We start from the raw sequence: 14,975 nt of genomic DNA on the forward strand, positions 1-14,975 counted from the left end.
GCAACAGGCGCGGCCGATGCCCCGAAGTTGGCACCAAAACCGGGCGCTAGCAAGAAAGCAAGGCGAAAAACGTCGGCTTCCGTCGCCGCGGGCCTGCGCCCGGTATCGACCCGCCAACGGCCTGCTGCGTAGGTTTGTTAAGAAATTGCCTTGTTTGACTTTTGTACGACCGTGCGGCGTGGCCCCGGCGGGCGCTTATCCGATTCTATGCCCAAAACCTTGCTCCTGATTGGCCTGACGCTGCTGGCCGGGGCCGCCGCCGCCCAAACGGTGCCGGCCGTGCCCGCCCCCGGCACCCCCGCCACCCCGGCGCCCGCCGCTGAAAAATCGCCTTGGCTGATTTTTGACCAGCCGCTGGATAGTGTGGCCGAGACGCCCCGGCGGCGTGCGCCCCGCGAAAAGGCGGTGCGCCGCGCCCCAGCGCCCGGTGGCGCCCGACGCACCGCCCAGGTGTCGCGCAACGGTTTCGAGGCCACGCAGGGCGCCACCTACGTGCCGCTCGACCCGGACATTTACCGCCTCATCGACCGCTACGCCATCAAGTTCGGCTCCGACTCGCTGCGCGACCCGCACACCAGCGTGCGGCCCTACACCCGCACAGCGGCCGCCCACCTCGGCGAGCGCATGCTGGGGCCCGACAGCGCGCAGGCCACGCGCAGCGGCAGCCTCTCGCGGGCCGACCGTTTCAACGCCCAATACTTGCTGAAAGACAACTGGGCCAACTCGGCGCAGGGCAACGACCTGAACCAGAGTGCCCGGCCGTTTCTAAACTACTTCTACCGCGACCAAACCGATTTCTACCACGTCGACAGCAAGGATTTTACGCTGCGCGTGAATCCGGTGGCGCTGCTGTCGGTGGGCAAGGACAACCAGAACAGCGACGGCATCCGCTACGTGAACACGCGCGGCGCCCAAATAGAAGGCACCATCGACCAGCGCCTGGGCTTCTACGCCTTCCTGACCGACAACCAGGAGCGGGTGCCGCTGTACGTGCAGAACCGCATTGCACGCGACACCATTGTGCCGCACGAAGGCTACTGGAAACCTTTTAAAACCGGCGCCGGCCAGTACGATTTCTTCTCGGCGCGGGGCTACCTCACCTATGCAGCCACCAAGCACATCAACGTGCAACTGGGGCACGACCGCAACTTCATCGGCAACGGCTACCGCTCGCTGATTCTGTCGGATTACAGCACGCCATATTTCTTCCTGAAGCTGAACACCCGTGTCTGGAAGCTGAACTACCAGAACCTGTTTGCCGAGCTCACGGGCCGGCGCACCTACAACTCGGCCGGCAGCCCGGTTGATGGCGTGTACCCCAAGAAATACCTGGCCCTGCACCACCTCAGCCTCGATGTAACCTCGAACCTGAACATCGGCGTGTTTGAGTCGGAAATTGCCGGCGGCCCCGGGCGCGGTCTGGAGTTGCAGTACCTGAACCCGATTATTTTCTACCGCGCTGTGGAGCAGCAGGTGGGCTCGGCCGACAACGCCATTTTGGGACTTGATTTTAAGTGGAATATTTTCCACACGGCGCAGCTCTATGGCCAATTGGTGCTCGATGAATTCAAAATTGGCGAAGTGCGGGCCCGCAACGGCTGGTGGGGCAATAAACAGGCATTCCAGCTGGGTGGCAAATACATTGATGTGGCCGGCGTGCGCAACCTGGATTTGCAGGTGGAGTTCAACTACATCCGTCCCTACACTTACCAGCACGAGGACTACTACACGGCCTACACGCACTACATGCAGCCACTAGCCCACCCTATGGGCGCCAACCTGGCCGAAATTCTGGGCGTGCTCAGCTACCAGCCCCTGCCCCGCCTGATGCTGGTGGGCAAGGCCTTTTACTCGGAGCAGGGCCTGGACCTGACCAACGCCGACCTGACGGGCGCCAACTACGGCGGCAACGTGCTCAAGTCCTACAACACCCGCGTGAGTGAATACGGCAACCGCACCGCCCAGGGCAACAAGAGCCGCCTGCTGCACGCCGATTTCACGGCCACTTACCAGCCGCGCCTTAACCTGTTTCTGGACGCCAAGCTGATTGCGCGCCACCAAACCTACTCGCTCACGCCCGCCCTCGACGGCAACGAGGTGTACGCCTCGCTGGCCCTGCGCTGGAACATTGCCCAGCGCCTGCACGAGTTTTAAGCCATGGCCGAAACCACCGACTTATTTCGCCCCGTGAACCAGCAGGAGCTGGACCTGATTGCGGCCAGTGGCTGGCGGGAATTTCCGCCCCGGCTGCCGGAGCAGCCCATCTTTTACCCGGTTACGAACGAGGACTACGCCATTCAAATCAGCCGCGACTGGAACGTGCCCTACTATGGTGTGGGCTACGTGGTGCGGTTTGCAGTGGACGCGGCCTACCTGAGCCAGTTTCCGGTGCAAAATGTAGGCGATGCCCAGCACAATGAATTGTGGGTGCCGGCGGAACAGCTGGCCGAGTTTAACCAGCACATTCGGGGCCATATTGAAGTAACGGCGGAGTTCCGGCGTCCTTAACCGAGCTTGACTTAACGTTATGAAAACGTACTTACGCATTCTGCAATACGCGCGGCCCTGGGCCAGCTTCTTGCCTCTTTACCTGGTGTATACGCTGCTGACAATCTTTTTCAGCATTGGCAACTTCACGCTCATCATTCCGCTGCTGGACGTGCTGTTTGGCACCACCAAAGAGACGGTGGCCGACGCGCCCACCCGGCTGCCGGCGTTTTCGCTGAGCGTGTCCTACGTTACCGACGCCTTCAAATACTTTTTCAACCAGGTTATTGTGGAGCACGGCCGCATTGGCGCGCTCACGTTTGTGTGCCTGGTAGTGGTGGGGTCGGTGTTTTTTAGCAACCTGTTTCGCTACCTCAGCCTGCGGCTCATTGCCCGGGTGCGGGCCCGCGTAATTCGCGGGCTGCGCCTTGAGTTGTACCAGCGCATTCTGCAATTGCCGTTGGGCTTCTTCAACAGCGAGCGTAAGGGCGACCTGATGTCGCGCTTCACCAACGACGTGCAGGAGGTGGAAACTTCGGTGGTGAACACGCTGACCGGCGTCATCCGCGACCCGCTCACCATCATCTTCTTTTTCGTCATTCTGTTCACCATGTCGGCCAAGCTGACGCTGTTTTCGCTGATTTTGCTGCCCGTTTCCGGCGGCATCATTGCCACGGTGTCGAAGCGGCTGCGCAAGCAGGCCAAGCAAAGCCAGAAAACCTTGGGCACCATGCTCTCGGTGATTGATGAAACCCTGGGCGGGGTGCGGGTCATCAAGGCCTTCAATGCCCAGCAGTACATCCTGGGCAAGTTCATGGACCAGAACGACCAGTATGCCCGCACCTCGCGCAACATCGACAACACGCGCGACCTGGCCTCGCCTTTCTCCGAATTTGCGGGAGTAACGGTGGTAGCCGGCCTGCTTTACTTCGGCGGAGCCCTGGTCCTGGGTGGGCAGTCGGACCTGACGGCGGCCAAGTTTATCGGCTACATCGTGCTGTTTTCGCAGGTGCTGACGCCAGCCAAGGCACTGTCCAGCTCCTTTGGCAACATCCAGCGCGGGCTGGTGGCCGGCGAGCGGGTGCTGAGCATCATCGACACCGAGCCCGCCATCCGAGACCGGCCCAATGCCGCAGTGCTGCCACCGTTTGAGCGCGAAATCGAGTTTCAGAACCTGAGCTTCAGCTACGGCGAAACGCCGGTGCTCTACGACATCAACCTGCGCATCAAAAAAGGCCATACTGTGGCGCTGGTGGGCGGCAGCGGCGGCGGCAAAAGCACGCTGGCCGACCTGCTGCCCCGCTTCTACGACCCCAGCCAAGGCCAGATTCTCATCGACGGGCACGACGTGCGCGCTTGCACCCTTCACTCGGTGCGCGACCAGATGGGCATTGTGACCCAGGAAAGCATCCTCTTCAACGACACGATTTTCAACAACATCCGCTTCAATACCCAGGCCACCGAGGCCGAGGTGATGGACGCGGCCCGCATTGCCAACGCCCACGAGTTCATCATGGCCAGCCCCGAGGGCTACCAGACGCTGATTGGCGACCGGGGCTCGCGCCTGTCGGGCGGGCAGCGGCAGCGGCTGAGCATTGCGCGGGCCATTTTGCGCAACCCGCCCATCCTGATTCTGGACGAAGCCACCTCGGCCCTCGACACCGAAAGCGAAAAACTCGTACAAGAAGCCTTGCAGCGCCTGATGCAGAACCGCACCTCGCTGGTCATTGCCCACCGCCTGAGCACCGTGCAGCACGCCGACGAAATTGTGGTGCTGCAGCACGGCCGCATTGTGGAGCGCGGCACCCACGACGAGCTGGTGCGACGCGAAGGCGGCGTGTACCAGCGCCTGAGCTCGCTGCAAACCAACGCCGCGCTGGTGTAACAACCTTCTATCTTTCGACCTTAACCAACTTTTCCGCCATGCTCGCTCTCAAACGCATTGTTACCGTCGCCGTAATGGTTTACCTGTTGCTGGCGCTGTTGTTAGTGTTGGCTCCGGCCGTGCGCACCACCGTGATGGACATGGGCTCCGGCCTGTCGGAGCTGGAAAAGGAGCGCAGCTTCTATTACACCCTGTTTTTGATTGGGGTCGGCCTGCTGGCTTTGCATCTCATCACCGAGAACCTGGATAGTGTGCTGTTGCGCCGCTCGGTGAGCCAGCAGGAAAACAAAATCAACGAGCTAAAAGCCAAGCTCTACGACCATCAGCAGCGCACCACTGCGCCCGTGGCCGTGGCCACGGCCCGCACTGTGGACGGCCGCACCCTGGGCGAGCCCCTGCCCGCCCACCCTACGCAAAGCCAGGCCGCCGGCACGGTGAGCAATACCGAGTACCGCACGCCCGACCACTTGCCCCAGCCCACCTTCCCGCAAAGCGACCCCAGCCTGAGCAATACCCCACCCGCCGAGCGCCCGCCGCTGGCGTGATTACCCACCGTCTGTCATCCTGAGCGCAGCGAAGGACCTTCTCACGCTAGCAGTCTAAGCGTGAGAAGGTCCTTCGCTGCACTCAGGATGACAAACGAATTTTTAACCTGAACACCGTTTCAACGTGCCCGCCACTCCCCTTTCTGACCTCATTCATGCCGAGCTTAGCGAAGCACGCAGCGTGCTCGAGCAGTTTCTGGCCGACCCGGCCAACCTGAACCGCATTGCCGAGGCGGCCGAAGTTTTTGCCAGCAGCCTGCGCGCCGGTGGCAAGGCTCTCACCTGCGGCAACGGCGGCAGCCTCTGCGACGCCCAGCACTTTGCCGAAGAGCTTAGCGGGCGCTATCGCCAAAACCGCCGCGCCCTGGCCGCCATTGCCCTCACCGAAGCCTCGCACATGACCTGCGTAGCCAATGACTTCGGTTTTGAGTTCGTGTTCAGCCGCTTCGTGGAGGCCCTGGGGCGCCCTGGCGACGTGCTGCTGGCCATCAGCACCAGCGGCAACTCGCCCAACATCCTGCGCGCTGCCGAAGCCGCCAAGGAACTGGGAATGAAAGTGGTGTCGCTGACCGGGAAGGACGGCGGGCAACTGGCCGGCCTCAGCGACGTGGAAATCCGGGTGCCGCATTTTGGTTATGCAGATAGGATTCAGGAAATCCACATCAAAGTCATCCACATTCTGATTATGCTGATTGAGAAACTGGTGGTTAGTTGAAATAGATGAGCAGGGCAATTCAGCTTTTCTCTTTAGCACTGTTGGTTAGCTTATCAGCTATCTATACGGCGGCGGGACAGCCCCCTCACGATAAGCAACTGGTTGGAAGATGGGTAGCATACTATCCAACCCCTTATTCATACTCGACACTGGAAATAGATGGCACCGTAAGGCATCACAATGATGATGTTATTCCTGACAGTGTCACACTCGAATTCAAATCAGACAATCACGGCTCCATCCGGTGGCCTGGCTCAAATACAATTCAGGTTTTCACTTATAGACTGGTAAATTCGAAGCTGCTTGAAATGCAGTATGCTGGCAAAAAGCCGTGGCGGCATACATTTACTATCAGTGGCAGGAAGCTTTTTCTTGGTGAGTATCCCGTTTCTAAAACCTCTCCAGAATCGATATCCATTCTGTACACCCTCACATTCGTCAAACGCTCCTAGCTCTACCCAAACCCCATGCTTACCAAAACCTTCGGCTCGGCCGTGCAGGGTGTCAACGCCTACACCATCATTATCGAAGTGGTGGTTTCGGCCGGAACGGGGTTCAACGTGGTGGGTTTGCCGGACAATGCCATCAAGGAAAGCCAGCAGCGCATTGAGGCGGCGCTGAAGTTCCGGGGCTACCGCATGCCGCGCACCAAAACCGTGGTAAACATGGCCCCGGCCGATATCCGCAAGGAAGGTGCGGCCTACGACCTGCCCATTGCGCTGGGCATTCTGCACGCCTCACAGCAGCTGAACACCGAGCGCCTGCCAGAATACATCATCATGGGCGAAATGGCCCTGGATGGCGAGCTGCGGCCCATCCGGGGCGTGCTGCCCATTGCCATTCAGGCCCGTAAGGAGGGCTTCAAGGGCATCATTCTGCCCAAGCAAAACGCTGAGGAAGCAGCCATTGTCAATAACCTCGACGTGATTGCCGTGAGCAGCATGCAGGAGGCCATCGACTTCTTCGAGGGCCGGCTGGACATTGCGCCCACCGTGGTCGACACCCGCGAGCTGTTCCAGCATTCCGTCAACAAATACACGGCCGACTTTGCCGACGTGCAGGGCCAGGAGAACATCAAACGGGCCCTGGAAATAGCGGCGGCCGGCGGCCACAACGTGATTATGATAGGGCCGCCCGGCGCGGGCAAGACCATGCTGGCCAAGCGCTTGCCCAGCATTTTGCCGCCCCTGAGCATGCAGGAGGCGCTGGAAACCACCAAAATTCATTCGGTGGCCGGCAAGCTCGGCGGCGGTGGGCTGCTGAGCAGCCGGCCCTTTCGGGCGCCGCACCATACTATTTCGGATGTGGCGTTGGTGGGCGGGGGCGGCAACCCGCAGCCCGGCGAAATCTCGCTGGCCCACAACGGCGTGCTGTTTCTGGATGAGCTGCCCGAGTTTAAGCGCACCGTACTGGAGGTGATGCGCCAGCCCCTGGAGGAACGCCGCGTTACTATCTCGCGGGCCAAGGTGAGCATTGAGTTTCCGGCCAATTTTATGTTAATAGCCAGCATGAATCCGTGCCCCTGCGGCTACTACAACCACCCCGAGAAGGAGTGCGTGTGCGGCCCGGGCGTGGTGCAGAAGTACCTGAACAAGGTATCAGGCCCGCTGCTCGACCGCATCGACCTGCACGTGGAGGTGACGCCCGTGACGTTCGACCAGATGACGGAAACACGCAAGGCCGAAACCAGTGCCGACATTCAGCCCCGCGTGGACCGGGCCCGCGCGGTGCAGGAAACCCGCTTCCGCGACTACGCCGACATCCATTCCAACGCCATGATGCCGCCGCAGATGGTGAAGGATATTTGCGCCATCAGCGAGGAGGGACGCACGCTGCTGAAAACCGCCATGGAACGCCTCGGCCTCTCAGCCCGCGCCTACGACCGGATTCTGAAAGTAGCCCGCACCATTGCCGACCTGGCCGGCGCGGAAGCCATTCAGCTGCCGCACCTGGCCGAAGCTATCCAGTACCGCAGCCTCGACCGCGAGGGCTGGGCAGGGTAACTTTTAGGGCCGCTAGCTACTTGCCACTAACTGACTCCCCTGCACCCGCCGGTGCCACCACACGATGACGGGCACACCAAGCGCGGTGGGCCACAGGAAATTGTAGGGGAAGGCAATGAAGTGGAGGCTGGTGACCGAAAAGGCCGACACCGCTGCGATGTACGAGGCCATAAAGCCCGAAATGTGGTTGAGCAGCCACTGCTTTTTGGTCCAATGCCCGGCGTTGGCGTAGCCGCGCAGCTGCCGGGCAGCCGTCATTGCCCCAAGGGCACCGAAGACGCCCACCGGGATGTTGCGGGCCACCACCGCGTAGCCCACCGTGCTCAAAAACACGAGCAGGCCCACACCGGCCATTGCCCAATCGCCCACGGCCACCCGGGCATCCCAGGCCAAGTGCTTCAAATACAAAGAGCGGTAGCCAAACGCCGCCATGTAGAGGCTGAAAATAGCCGTGAGCAGCAAAAACAGGCTGTGAATGTGCTGCGCGCCCACCAACGCCGTGACACCAGCCACGGCCATGGCCCAGAAAAACACTTGGCCCCAAAGCCGGTGCGCCGGGCCGCCCTTGCGCACCGCCAGGGCCACGGGCGCCACAAAAAACCCGATAAAACCGGCCGTGATGTGCAGGTAGCGGTTGGCTTGAAAGAAGGTTTCCATGAGAACGGGCGCGGGTTGATTGAACCGCATCCGAAAATGGGCCCGCCTTCGCCATCAGCCATCCAAAACCTTGCTCAACCGTCGGTTGATGGAGCCAAGTTGCCTTGGCAGCCCGACGAAGCGGCGGCGCGGGCTACAGCTTCGCCCCTACCTTGAACTCAATCACATCGGCCGCGCCGCGGTGGATTTTCAGGTCGACGGCGCCGAACAGCAGCTTGGTGAAGTGGTATTTCAGGCCCAGCCGCTCGTAGTAGGGCGTGCTCGATTTGTAGGGCGCATACACGTAGAAGCCCAGGTGCGAATCGAACGCCAGCCGCCCAAACAGCAGCTCGTGGCCGATGAACACGCCGGCCTTTTTCACGTCGGGCTGCCGGAGGCCGGCGCGGGTGGTGTCGTTCAGGGTCGCCTTCAGGCTGCGGTCGTTGAAGCCCTCCACGCCCAGCAGCAGGTTCGATTTGCGGTTCATGCGGCGGCCCACGGCCAGCGTCACGGAGTTCACCAGGTATTTCTGCTTGTCGCCTTCGGAGCGCTGCTTGTAGCCCAGGCTGGTGCTCACGTTGTAGAACAGCTTGCCTACGTCTTCGGGCGCGGGCGCGTTGCCGTTGGCCAGGTTGGGGTGGCGCTGCTCATAGTAGTTCAGCCCCAGCACCACGGAGGGCAGGTTCACGCCGAAGTTGGGCTTGGTGGTGGCGCCGTTGGAGTAGTGGTTGAGGCCGGCGCCCACCAGCAGGCCCAGGTGCGGCGTGAGGGCGTAGTCGTACTCAAACCGGAACTGCAGCGTGGCGTTCAGGGCCGAGCTGGCGATGGTGTTTTTGTGGTTGGTTTCCTGGTTGTAGGGGTTGGTGAGGTAGGCCAGGCCCGCGCCTAGGCGAAAGCTGAAATCGTGCTTGGCGCCGCGCGAAAACGACTTGCTGATGTAGGGGCTGGCCGAAAAAGCGTACCCCAGGATGGGGTTGTGAAAATCATAGTAGGTGAGCGCCATGCCGATTTTCGGGTACTTGTACCAGCCGTGCCAGGGGGCGGCGCCAGTGGTTTGGCGCTGCAGGTTGATTTCGAACCCCGTGGGGTGCGAGGCCACCAGGTGACGGATGGCGTAGGTGTGCGCCATAATGATGCTGCCCTGCGCGTAGGCTCCCACTACAAACGGCGCGTGCGGAGCCGGCTGAGCCGCCGTTGTATCCACGGCCTGCCCTTGAGCTTTCACCCCCGCAAAAAAAATTAACACAGCCCCAAATATCCAAAAACCTGAATGATACTGCATAATAACTCCTTGAGTGCCTGTGCTTGCCGGCCCGCCCTCAAAAATACGACGCCGCTGCTGCTACCCCCCAAATAAAAAAACCAGTTGGGCCCACAACCCCGCTCCCCTTCTAGCCGCTATAAGCCACGATTCTGTTGTCTCTACAGATTTTCTTCAGAATTCCCCTATCATTTCTTATATCATGAAAAAAACAATTTTATCACTGGCTTTGCTGGTTGGCACTGCTGCCGTGGCCAACGCCCAATCCACCCGTTTCGGCGTGAAAGCCGGCGTCAATTACACCACTTTCTCGGGCGATAACGTGGACAATGCCAAATACAAATTCGGCGCCGTGGGAGGCCTGGCCGCCAATTTTGGTTTTTCCGAGTCCTTGTCGCTCCAGACCGAACTGCTCTACTCGCAAAAAGGCACTGAAATTAAAGGCAGCGACTACAATTTCAAGCTGAACTACATTGAGCTGCCCATCATGTTCCGCTACACCCTGGGCGATGGCAATGGCCCCTTCCTACAGGCCGGCCCGCAAATTGGCTACCTGGCCAAGGCAAAGCTCTCGGACGGCAATGGTAAGAACATCGACCTGGACAACGACGCCTACCAGAATATTGCGCTGGGCTACGTGGCCGCCATTGGCTACCAGCTCCCGGCGGGCCTGAGCATTGAGGGTCGCTTCAACGGTGACATCAACAGCGTGGGCAAAGACGGCGACGCCAACGACCAGCAGCGCAACCGCGTGTTCTCGCTGCAACTCGGCTACATGTTCGGCGGCAAGTAATAGCCTGCTCTGGTTTTGCAACGCCCGGCTTCGTCAGAAGCCGGGCGTTTTTATTTACACAATGCTAAAGCTTGGTTTATATATACCATCCGCTATTACAAGTTCATTTTCCATTAGCTTTGCGCTGTAGTTCACCTTTCACACTTTTTTTCTCAGCAAGTAATGAAAAAAGTTATTCTATCCCTGGCCCTGGCAGTGGGCATTTCGGCCACGGCATCGGCCCAAGCACGCATCGGCCTGAAAGCCGGCGGCTCGCTCACCACGCTCGGCGGCGCCGACGCGAAGGGTGTTTCCAACAAATTTGGTTTCCACGGCGGCCTGGTGGCCAACCTGGCCCTGGGCGATGTGCTGTCGCTGCAACCGGAAGTGCTGTACTCGATGAAAGGCGCTGCCGACTCCGACAACTCGAAGTACAAAATCAACCTCAACTACATCGACATTCCGGTGATGTTCCAGTACAACGCCGACGGTCTGTTCTTTGAGGCCGGCCCGCAGCTGGGCATTTTGGCTAGCGCCAAATCGACCGATGGCACCAACGACGTTGACATCAAGGAAAGCCTCAACACCATCGACTTCGGCTACGCCGTGGGCTTGGGCTACAAGTTGGAGTCGGGCCCGATGATTGGCCTGCGCTACAACGGCGGCATCACGAGCATCGACAAAGAAGAGTCGGGCACGACGGCGGCCAAGGTTCGCAACAACGCGTTCCAGCTGTATGTAGGCTACATGTTCGGCGGCAAATAAGCTTCCCAACCAATTTGAAAAGCCCGGCTTTGCTACAAAGCCGGGCTTTTTTTGTGCGCCGGCCTACTTCCGGCGGGCGGGTTTGTTGCCGCACCGTAGCTTCGGGGTCACTTTTAGTCCACCTACGTTCAGTTATGCAAAAAATCATTCTACCCCTGGCATTGCTGCTGGGCACCGGCACCGTGGCGCGAGCGCAGTCGGGTATCCAATTCGGGCTTAAGGCGGGAGCCAACCTGTCCGGCTACACCGGCTCCGACAACACCGATACCAAAGCGAAGGTCGGCCTGAACGCGGGCTTTACGGCCAACTTCGCCCTTTCCGACCTCATTTCGATTCAGCCAGAGGTGTTGTTTTCGCAAAAGGGCACGCAGTTGGACTACAACCAGGACAACAGCGACTTGCCCGTGTTTATTAACAGCGGCAACACCTACGGCCCGATAGGCTCGGGCACGTACAGCCAGACCCTGAGCTACCTTGATGTGCCCGTGCTGGTACGCGTGAATCTTGGCGGCAACAACGGAACGGGCTTTTTTGTCGAAGTCGGCCCGCAGGTGAGCTTTTTGCTCGCTCAGCGGGGCGAGGTGAGCGGCGACAAAGCCACCGTGGTGCTGGGCGGCCCCGACCGCAGCAAGAACAGCACCACCATCCGCCCCACCCTGCATGCATTCACCGTCGACAACACCACCAACGACTTCAACAAAGCAGTTTTTGGCTACGCGGTGGGCCTGGGTTATCGCCTCACCAGCGCCCTGAGCCTGAATGTGCGCTACACCGGCGACATCAGCCGCGTGTATAAGGAAGGCGAAGGCACCGCCGCCGCGCTAAAGCCCTATCAGGGGAAGTCGTACAGCGCCACGTTCCTGAACCCAACGGTTCGAAGCTCTACGTTTCAGCTCCAAGTGGGCTACGTCTTTGGCAGCAAATAAGCTGCGGAACCCTACTTCGGTAAAAGCCCGGTTTTGCTTGCAAGGCCGGGCTTTTTTGTGTCCGGCGGGCAGCGCGCCCAAAATCTGTGGAAGACGCTCACAACCCCGGCCGGCCGGCGCTAGTATACGGCCATTGTAAGCATAACTCACACAAAATCAACTTCATCCAATCTTCATCTTTCGCTTGATTTTATGAAAAAGCTCATCACTACCCTGGCCCTGCTGCTGGGTGCCTACGGGGCCGCCCAGGCCCAGAGCGCCACCACGTTTGGCATTACCGTGGGCTACGGCCGCGACCGGATTCTGAGCAACAACCAGTACACCTCGGTGAGCCACTCGGCCTACCAGGCGGGCCTGACGGCCGACTTCAAGGTGTCGGATAAGGTGTCGTTTCATCCGGAGGTGCTGTACAGCAAGCGCTACTTCGATACGTCGAACGACGAAAACCTGAACCGCGACATCACGTCCATCGACGTGCCACTGCTGGTGCGCTACCACCTGAACGGGTTGTACCTGGAGGCGGGGCCAGCCGTCGACTTTCCCATCAAGGCCGTAAACGAGGACGCGGCCGACACCAAAAGCGAGCTGAATGGCGTCGTGCTCAACTACATGGCCGGCGTGGGCTACCGTTTCGGCAAGGGCCCGTCGCTGGGCGTGCGCTACGACGGCGGCGCTTCCAACATCTTCAAGAGCAATACCTCGACGGTGCTGGGCACGGGCAAGTTCAAGTCGAGCGCCGTGTGGGCGGTGCTGGCTTATTCGTTTGGCGGATAGGGCCAGCGGCACGCCTTCCGGCATTCGCAAACGCCCGGTTTCCCTCGCGAAAACCGGGCGTTTGCAATTGGGAGGTTCGGAAGGAAAGGGCCGGTGCCCGGCCGCCAGGCGTAGCTTTGCGGCCTCATCTATCATACTTCCCTTATGAAAAAGACGATTTTTACGCTGGCGCTGCTGGCCGGGCTCGCAGGGACGGCGCAGGCCCAGAACATTTCGCTGGGCTTGAAGGCGGGTCCTACTTATGCTTCGTTTATAGGCAAAGACGCTGGCGAGCGCGAAGGCCTGTTCGGCTTTCATGCCGGCGTTTTCGCCAATATTGGCCTCAGCAACATGGTGGCTTTTCAGCCCGAGCTGCTCTATTCGCAAAAGGGGTCGAAGGTGGCCAACGTGACCGATTATCGCACGCGCTTTTCTTATCTCGACGTGCCCCTGGCGTTTCACCTCAACGCCGACGGGCTGTTTTTTGAGGCCGGGCCGCAGGTTGGCTTTCTGCTCGCGGCCAAGGCGGAAACCGGCAACGTGGCAGTGGACGTGAAGGACGCCACCAATAGCGTTGATTTTGGCTATCTGGCGGGCTTGGGCTACCAGCGCAAAACCGGCCTGGGCATTGGGCTGCGCTATAACGGCGGCGTCACCAACCTGCCCAAAGCCGTGACGGTGGGCAACACCACGGTGCAAAACCGCCTCCGCAACAGCGTGTTTCAGCTGTACCTGACGTACTCGTTCGGGGGCTAGGGTTTTTCATGCGCGTAATGGATGCCGGCGCAAGCGTAGCTTTACCCGACGCTTTATCCATTCGCTTTTTTTAATGAAAAAACCTTTCCTCCTTTTCTTACTGACTGCTGGCACTACCGCCGCGGTCCACGCGCAAGAAACCCGCTTTGGCATCAAAGCCGGGGGCACCCTTTCTACTTTTGTGGGCAAAGACGCGACCAGTACCAGCGGCAATAAGCTGGGTTTTCACGCCGGCTTGGTGGCCAACCTGGGCCTGAACGACCGGCTGTCCATTCAGCCCGAATTGCTCTACTCCATGAAGGGCACCAAAGACGAAGCTGCTTTCGGCGGCGCCAACCTCACCGGCTACCAGACCCTGCACTACCTCGACGTGCCGGTGGTGCTCAAGGCAAAATTCAGCCAGCTCTTTTTGGAAGTAGGCCCCCAGGCCGGGGTGCTGATTGATGCCAAAGCCACGGTGGAAAGCGGCTCGAATAGCACCAGCCAGGCCAACAAGGCGACTTTCAACGACGTCGACTTGGGCTACGTGCTGGGGCTGGGCTTCCAGGCCGACAGTGGCCCGATGGTGGGGTTCCGCTACAACGGTGCCTTCACCAACGCGCCCAAGTCCCAGTCCTTCGCCGGCCGAAGCTTTCAGGCCCAGGCGCGCAACAGCGCCCTGCAGCTGTACATAGGGTTCTTATTCGGCGGCAAATAACCTGCATTGGGTGCACCAGGAAAAGCCCGGCTTCTGCACAGAAGCCGGGCTTTTGCGTTTACTTTACCACCCTTTCTCCTTTCAGAATCTCTCTTTTATGCCGAATACGCCGCTCCTGCTTGCCCTGTTCGCCGGGCTGGCCGGCACGCAGCCCGCCGCAGCTCAGCTCACCCGCACAAGCCGCGTGGGCCTCAAGCTGGGTGGCAGCCTGGCCCAGTACCGGGGCAATGACACCCGCGGCGGCAACGGCAACCTGGGCGGCTACTGCGGCGGCGGGGTGCTGAATCTGCCCCTGGGACCGGTCTTCTCAGTGCAGAGCGAGCTGCTATACTCGCAAAAAGGAGCCCGTAGCCAGAGCTTTGTGCTACCCACTAACCAGTACGCGTACGGCGACCAACGCCTGGCCTACCTGGAATTGCCCGCGCTGGTGAAGCTGCGGAGCAGCGTGGGGCTGTTCGTGGAAACCGGCCTCACTTTTTCCTACTTGCTGAGCGCCCGGCTCGAATCGAACGGACAGAGCGTCTTCGAAAACCGCGACAAGTTCAAACCCTTCGAGCTGGGCTATGCCGCCGGAGCCGGGTTCCAGGCCGATAATGGCTTGCTGCTGGGCGTGCGCTACTGCGCGGGCCTGACCTCGCTGTTCCGCTCGGGCGCTTACCCCGGCCTTTACCGCGACGCCGACATCTATACCCAAACGTTTCAGCTGTACGCGGGGCTTCTTTTCCGGGGCCGGGGCACCGGCGGAACCGAATAGCAAAGCCCCGTTCTCGGGTG

At 60.2% G+C, this 14,975-nt stretch carries 15 protein-coding genes; 13 read left to right on the forward strand and 2 right to left on the reverse strand.

Translation table 11 applies throughout. The features are described 5' to 3' along the window. The first annotated feature begins 207 nt into the window (after nt 1-207). From I2I01_RS12125 to I2I01_RS12150, 6 genes are all read left to right on the forward strand, one after another. A complete protein-coding gene (locus I2I01_RS12125) occupies nt 208-2,154 on the forward strand; it encodes a capsule assembly Wzi family protein (protein ID WP_196286753.1) in 1,947 nt (648 codons plus the stop codon). Between the two features lie 3 nt (nt 2,155-2,157). Beyond that, nucleotides 2,158-2,508 carry a hypothetical protein gene (locus I2I01_RS12130; protein WP_196286754.1) on the forward strand — a complete coding sequence of 117 codons (351 nt, stop codon included), beginning with the start codon at nt 2,158-2,160 and terminating at the stop codon, nt 2,506-2,508. A 19-nt stretch (nt 2,509-2,527) separates the two neighbouring features. Further along, nucleotides 2,528-4,372, forward strand: coding sequence for an ABC transporter ATP-binding protein (locus tag I2I01_RS12135; protein WP_196286755.1), 1,845 nt, complete (start codon nt 2,528-2,530; stop codon nt 4,370-4,372). A 38-nt stretch (nt 4,373-4,410) separates the two neighbouring features. Then, nucleotides 4,411-4,917 (forward strand): hypothetical protein, encoded by a 507-nt coding sequence (locus tag I2I01_RS12140; protein ID WP_196286756.1) that lies wholly within the window; start codon nt 4,411-4,413, stop codon nt 4,915-4,917. A gap of 124 nt (nt 4,918-5,041) precedes the next feature. Continuing rightward, nucleotides 5,042-5,632 (forward strand): D-sedoheptulose 7-phosphate isomerase, encoded by a 591-nt coding sequence (gene lpcA, locus I2I01_RS12145; protein WP_196286757.1) that lies wholly within the window; start codon nt 5,042-5,044, stop codon nt 5,630-5,632. A gap of 467 nt (nt 5,633-6,099) precedes the next feature. Further along, complete coding sequence (locus I2I01_RS12150; RefSeq protein ID WP_196286758.1) at nt 6,100-7,635, forward strand: YifB family Mg chelatase-like AAA ATPase; 1,536 nt, start codon at nt 6,100-6,102, stop codon at nt 7,633-7,635. A gap of 12 nt (nt 7,636-7,647) precedes the next feature. Here I2I01_RS12150 and I2I01_RS12155 read toward each other — a convergent pair whose 3' ends face one another. Further along, on the reverse strand, nt 7,648-8,292 hold the full coding sequence (locus tag I2I01_RS12155) for a DUF2306 domain-containing protein (RefSeq protein ID WP_196286759.1): 645 nt from the start codon (nt 8,290-8,292) through the stop codon (nt 7,648-7,650). A 133-nt stretch (nt 8,293-8,425) separates the two neighbouring features. Then, the gene (locus tag I2I01_RS12160; RefSeq protein WP_196286760.1) at nt 8,426-9,496 is read right to left on the reverse strand and encodes an acyloxyacyl hydrolase; all 1,071 of its coding nucleotides are present in this window, start codon (nt 9,494-9,496) and stop codon (nt 8,426-8,428) included. Nucleotides 9,497-9,734: 238 nt separating this feature from the next. Between I2I01_RS12160 and I2I01_RS12165 the strand changes: the two genes are divergently transcribed. The 7 genes from I2I01_RS12165 (at nt 9,735) to I2I01_RS12195 (ending at nt 14,955) form a co-directional block, all read left to right on the forward strand. Next, complete coding sequence (locus I2I01_RS12165; RefSeq protein WP_196286761.1) at nt 9,735-10,325, forward strand: porin family protein; 591 nt, start codon at nt 9,735-9,737, stop codon at nt 10,323-10,325. A 162-nt stretch (nt 10,326-10,487) separates the two neighbouring features. Next, nucleotides 10,488-11,069, forward strand: coding sequence for a porin family protein (locus I2I01_RS12170; RefSeq protein WP_196286762.1), 582 nt, complete (start codon nt 10,488-10,490; stop codon nt 11,067-11,069). 134 nt (nt 11,070-11,203) lie between these two features. Then, nucleotides 11,204-11,995 carry a porin family protein gene (locus tag I2I01_RS12175; protein ID WP_196286763.1) on the forward strand — a complete coding sequence of 264 codons (792 nt, stop codon included), beginning with the start codon at nt 11,204-11,206 and terminating at the stop codon, nt 11,993-11,995. Between the two features lie 192 nt (nt 11,996-12,187). Further along, complete coding sequence (locus I2I01_RS12180; RefSeq protein ID WP_196286764.1) at nt 12,188-12,769, forward strand: porin family protein; 582 nt, start codon at nt 12,188-12,190, stop codon at nt 12,767-12,769. 144 nt (nt 12,770-12,913) lie between these two features. Beyond that, nucleotides 12,914-13,504 (forward strand): porin family protein, encoded by a 591-nt coding sequence (locus tag I2I01_RS12185; protein WP_196286765.1) that lies wholly within the window; start codon nt 12,914-12,916, stop codon nt 13,502-13,504. 73 nt (nt 13,505-13,577) lie between these two features. Beyond that, nucleotides 13,578-14,201: a porin family protein gene (locus I2I01_RS12190; RefSeq protein WP_196286766.1), complete on the forward strand. Its 624-nt coding sequence runs from the start codon at nt 13,578-13,580 to the stop codon at nt 14,199-14,201. A gap of 97 nt (nt 14,202-14,298) precedes the next feature. After that, nucleotides 14,299-14,955, forward strand: coding sequence for a porin family protein (locus I2I01_RS12195; RefSeq protein WP_196286767.1), 657 nt, complete (start codon nt 14,299-14,301; stop codon nt 14,953-14,955). The last annotated feature ends 20 nt before the right edge of the window (nt 14,956-14,975 follow it).

Source organism: Hymenobacter properus (assembly GCF_015694735.1).
Taxonomy (GTDB): Bacteria; Bacteroidota; Bacteroidia; order Cytophagales; family Hymenobacteraceae; genus Hymenobacter; species Hymenobacter properus.

Bases quoted from the DNA above. Each gene is read 5' to 3' on its own strand.
- I2I01_RS12155 (WP_196286759.1), bottom strand. From the start codon at position 8,292: ATGGAAACCTTCTTTCAAGCCAACCGCTACCTGCACATCACGGCCGGT.
- I2I01_RS12130 (WP_196286754.1), top strand. From the start codon at position 2,158: ATGGCCGAAACCACCGACTTATTTCGCCCCGTGAACCAGCAGGAGCTG.
- I2I01_RS12175 (WP_196286763.1), top strand. From the start codon at position 11,204: ATGCAAAAAATCATTCTACCCCTGGCATTGCTGCTGGGCACCGGCACC.
- I2I01_RS12125 (WP_196286753.1), top strand. From the start codon at position 208: ATGCCCAAAACCTTGCTCCTGATTGGCCTGACGCTGCTGGCCGGGGCC.
- I2I01_RS12135 (WP_196286755.1), top strand. From the start codon at position 2,528: ATGAAAACGTACTTACGCATTCTGCAATACGCGCGGCCCTGGGCCAGC.
- I2I01_RS12165 (WP_196286761.1), top strand. From the start codon at position 9,735: ATGAAAAAAACAATTTTATCACTGGCTTTGCTGGTTGGCACTGCTGCC.
- I2I01_RS12180 (WP_196286764.1), top strand. From the start codon at position 12,188: ATGAAAAAGCTCATCACTACCCTGGCCCTGCTGCTGGGTGCCTACGGG.
- I2I01_RS12190 (WP_196286766.1), top strand. From the start codon at position 13,578: ATGAAAAAACCTTTCCTCCTTTTCTTACTGACTGCTGGCACTACCGCC.
- I2I01_RS12185 (WP_196286765.1), top strand. From the start codon at position 12,914: ATGAAAAAGACGATTTTTACGCTGGCGCTGCTGGCCGGGCTCGCAGGG.
- I2I01_RS12170 (WP_196286762.1), top strand. From the start codon at position 10,488: ATGAAAAAAGTTATTCTATCCCTGGCCCTGGCAGTGGGCATTTCGGCC.
- I2I01_RS12195 (WP_196286767.1), top strand. From the start codon at position 14,299: ATGCCGAATACGCCGCTCCTGCTTGCCCTGTTCGCCGGGCTGGCCGGC.
- I2I01_RS12140 (WP_196286756.1), top strand. From the start codon at position 4,411: ATGCTCGCTCTCAAACGCATTGTTACCGTCGCCGTAATGGTTTACCTG.
- I2I01_RS12150 (WP_196286758.1), top strand. From the start codon at position 6,100: ATGCTTACCAAAACCTTCGGCTCGGCCGTGCAGGGTGTCAACGCCTAC.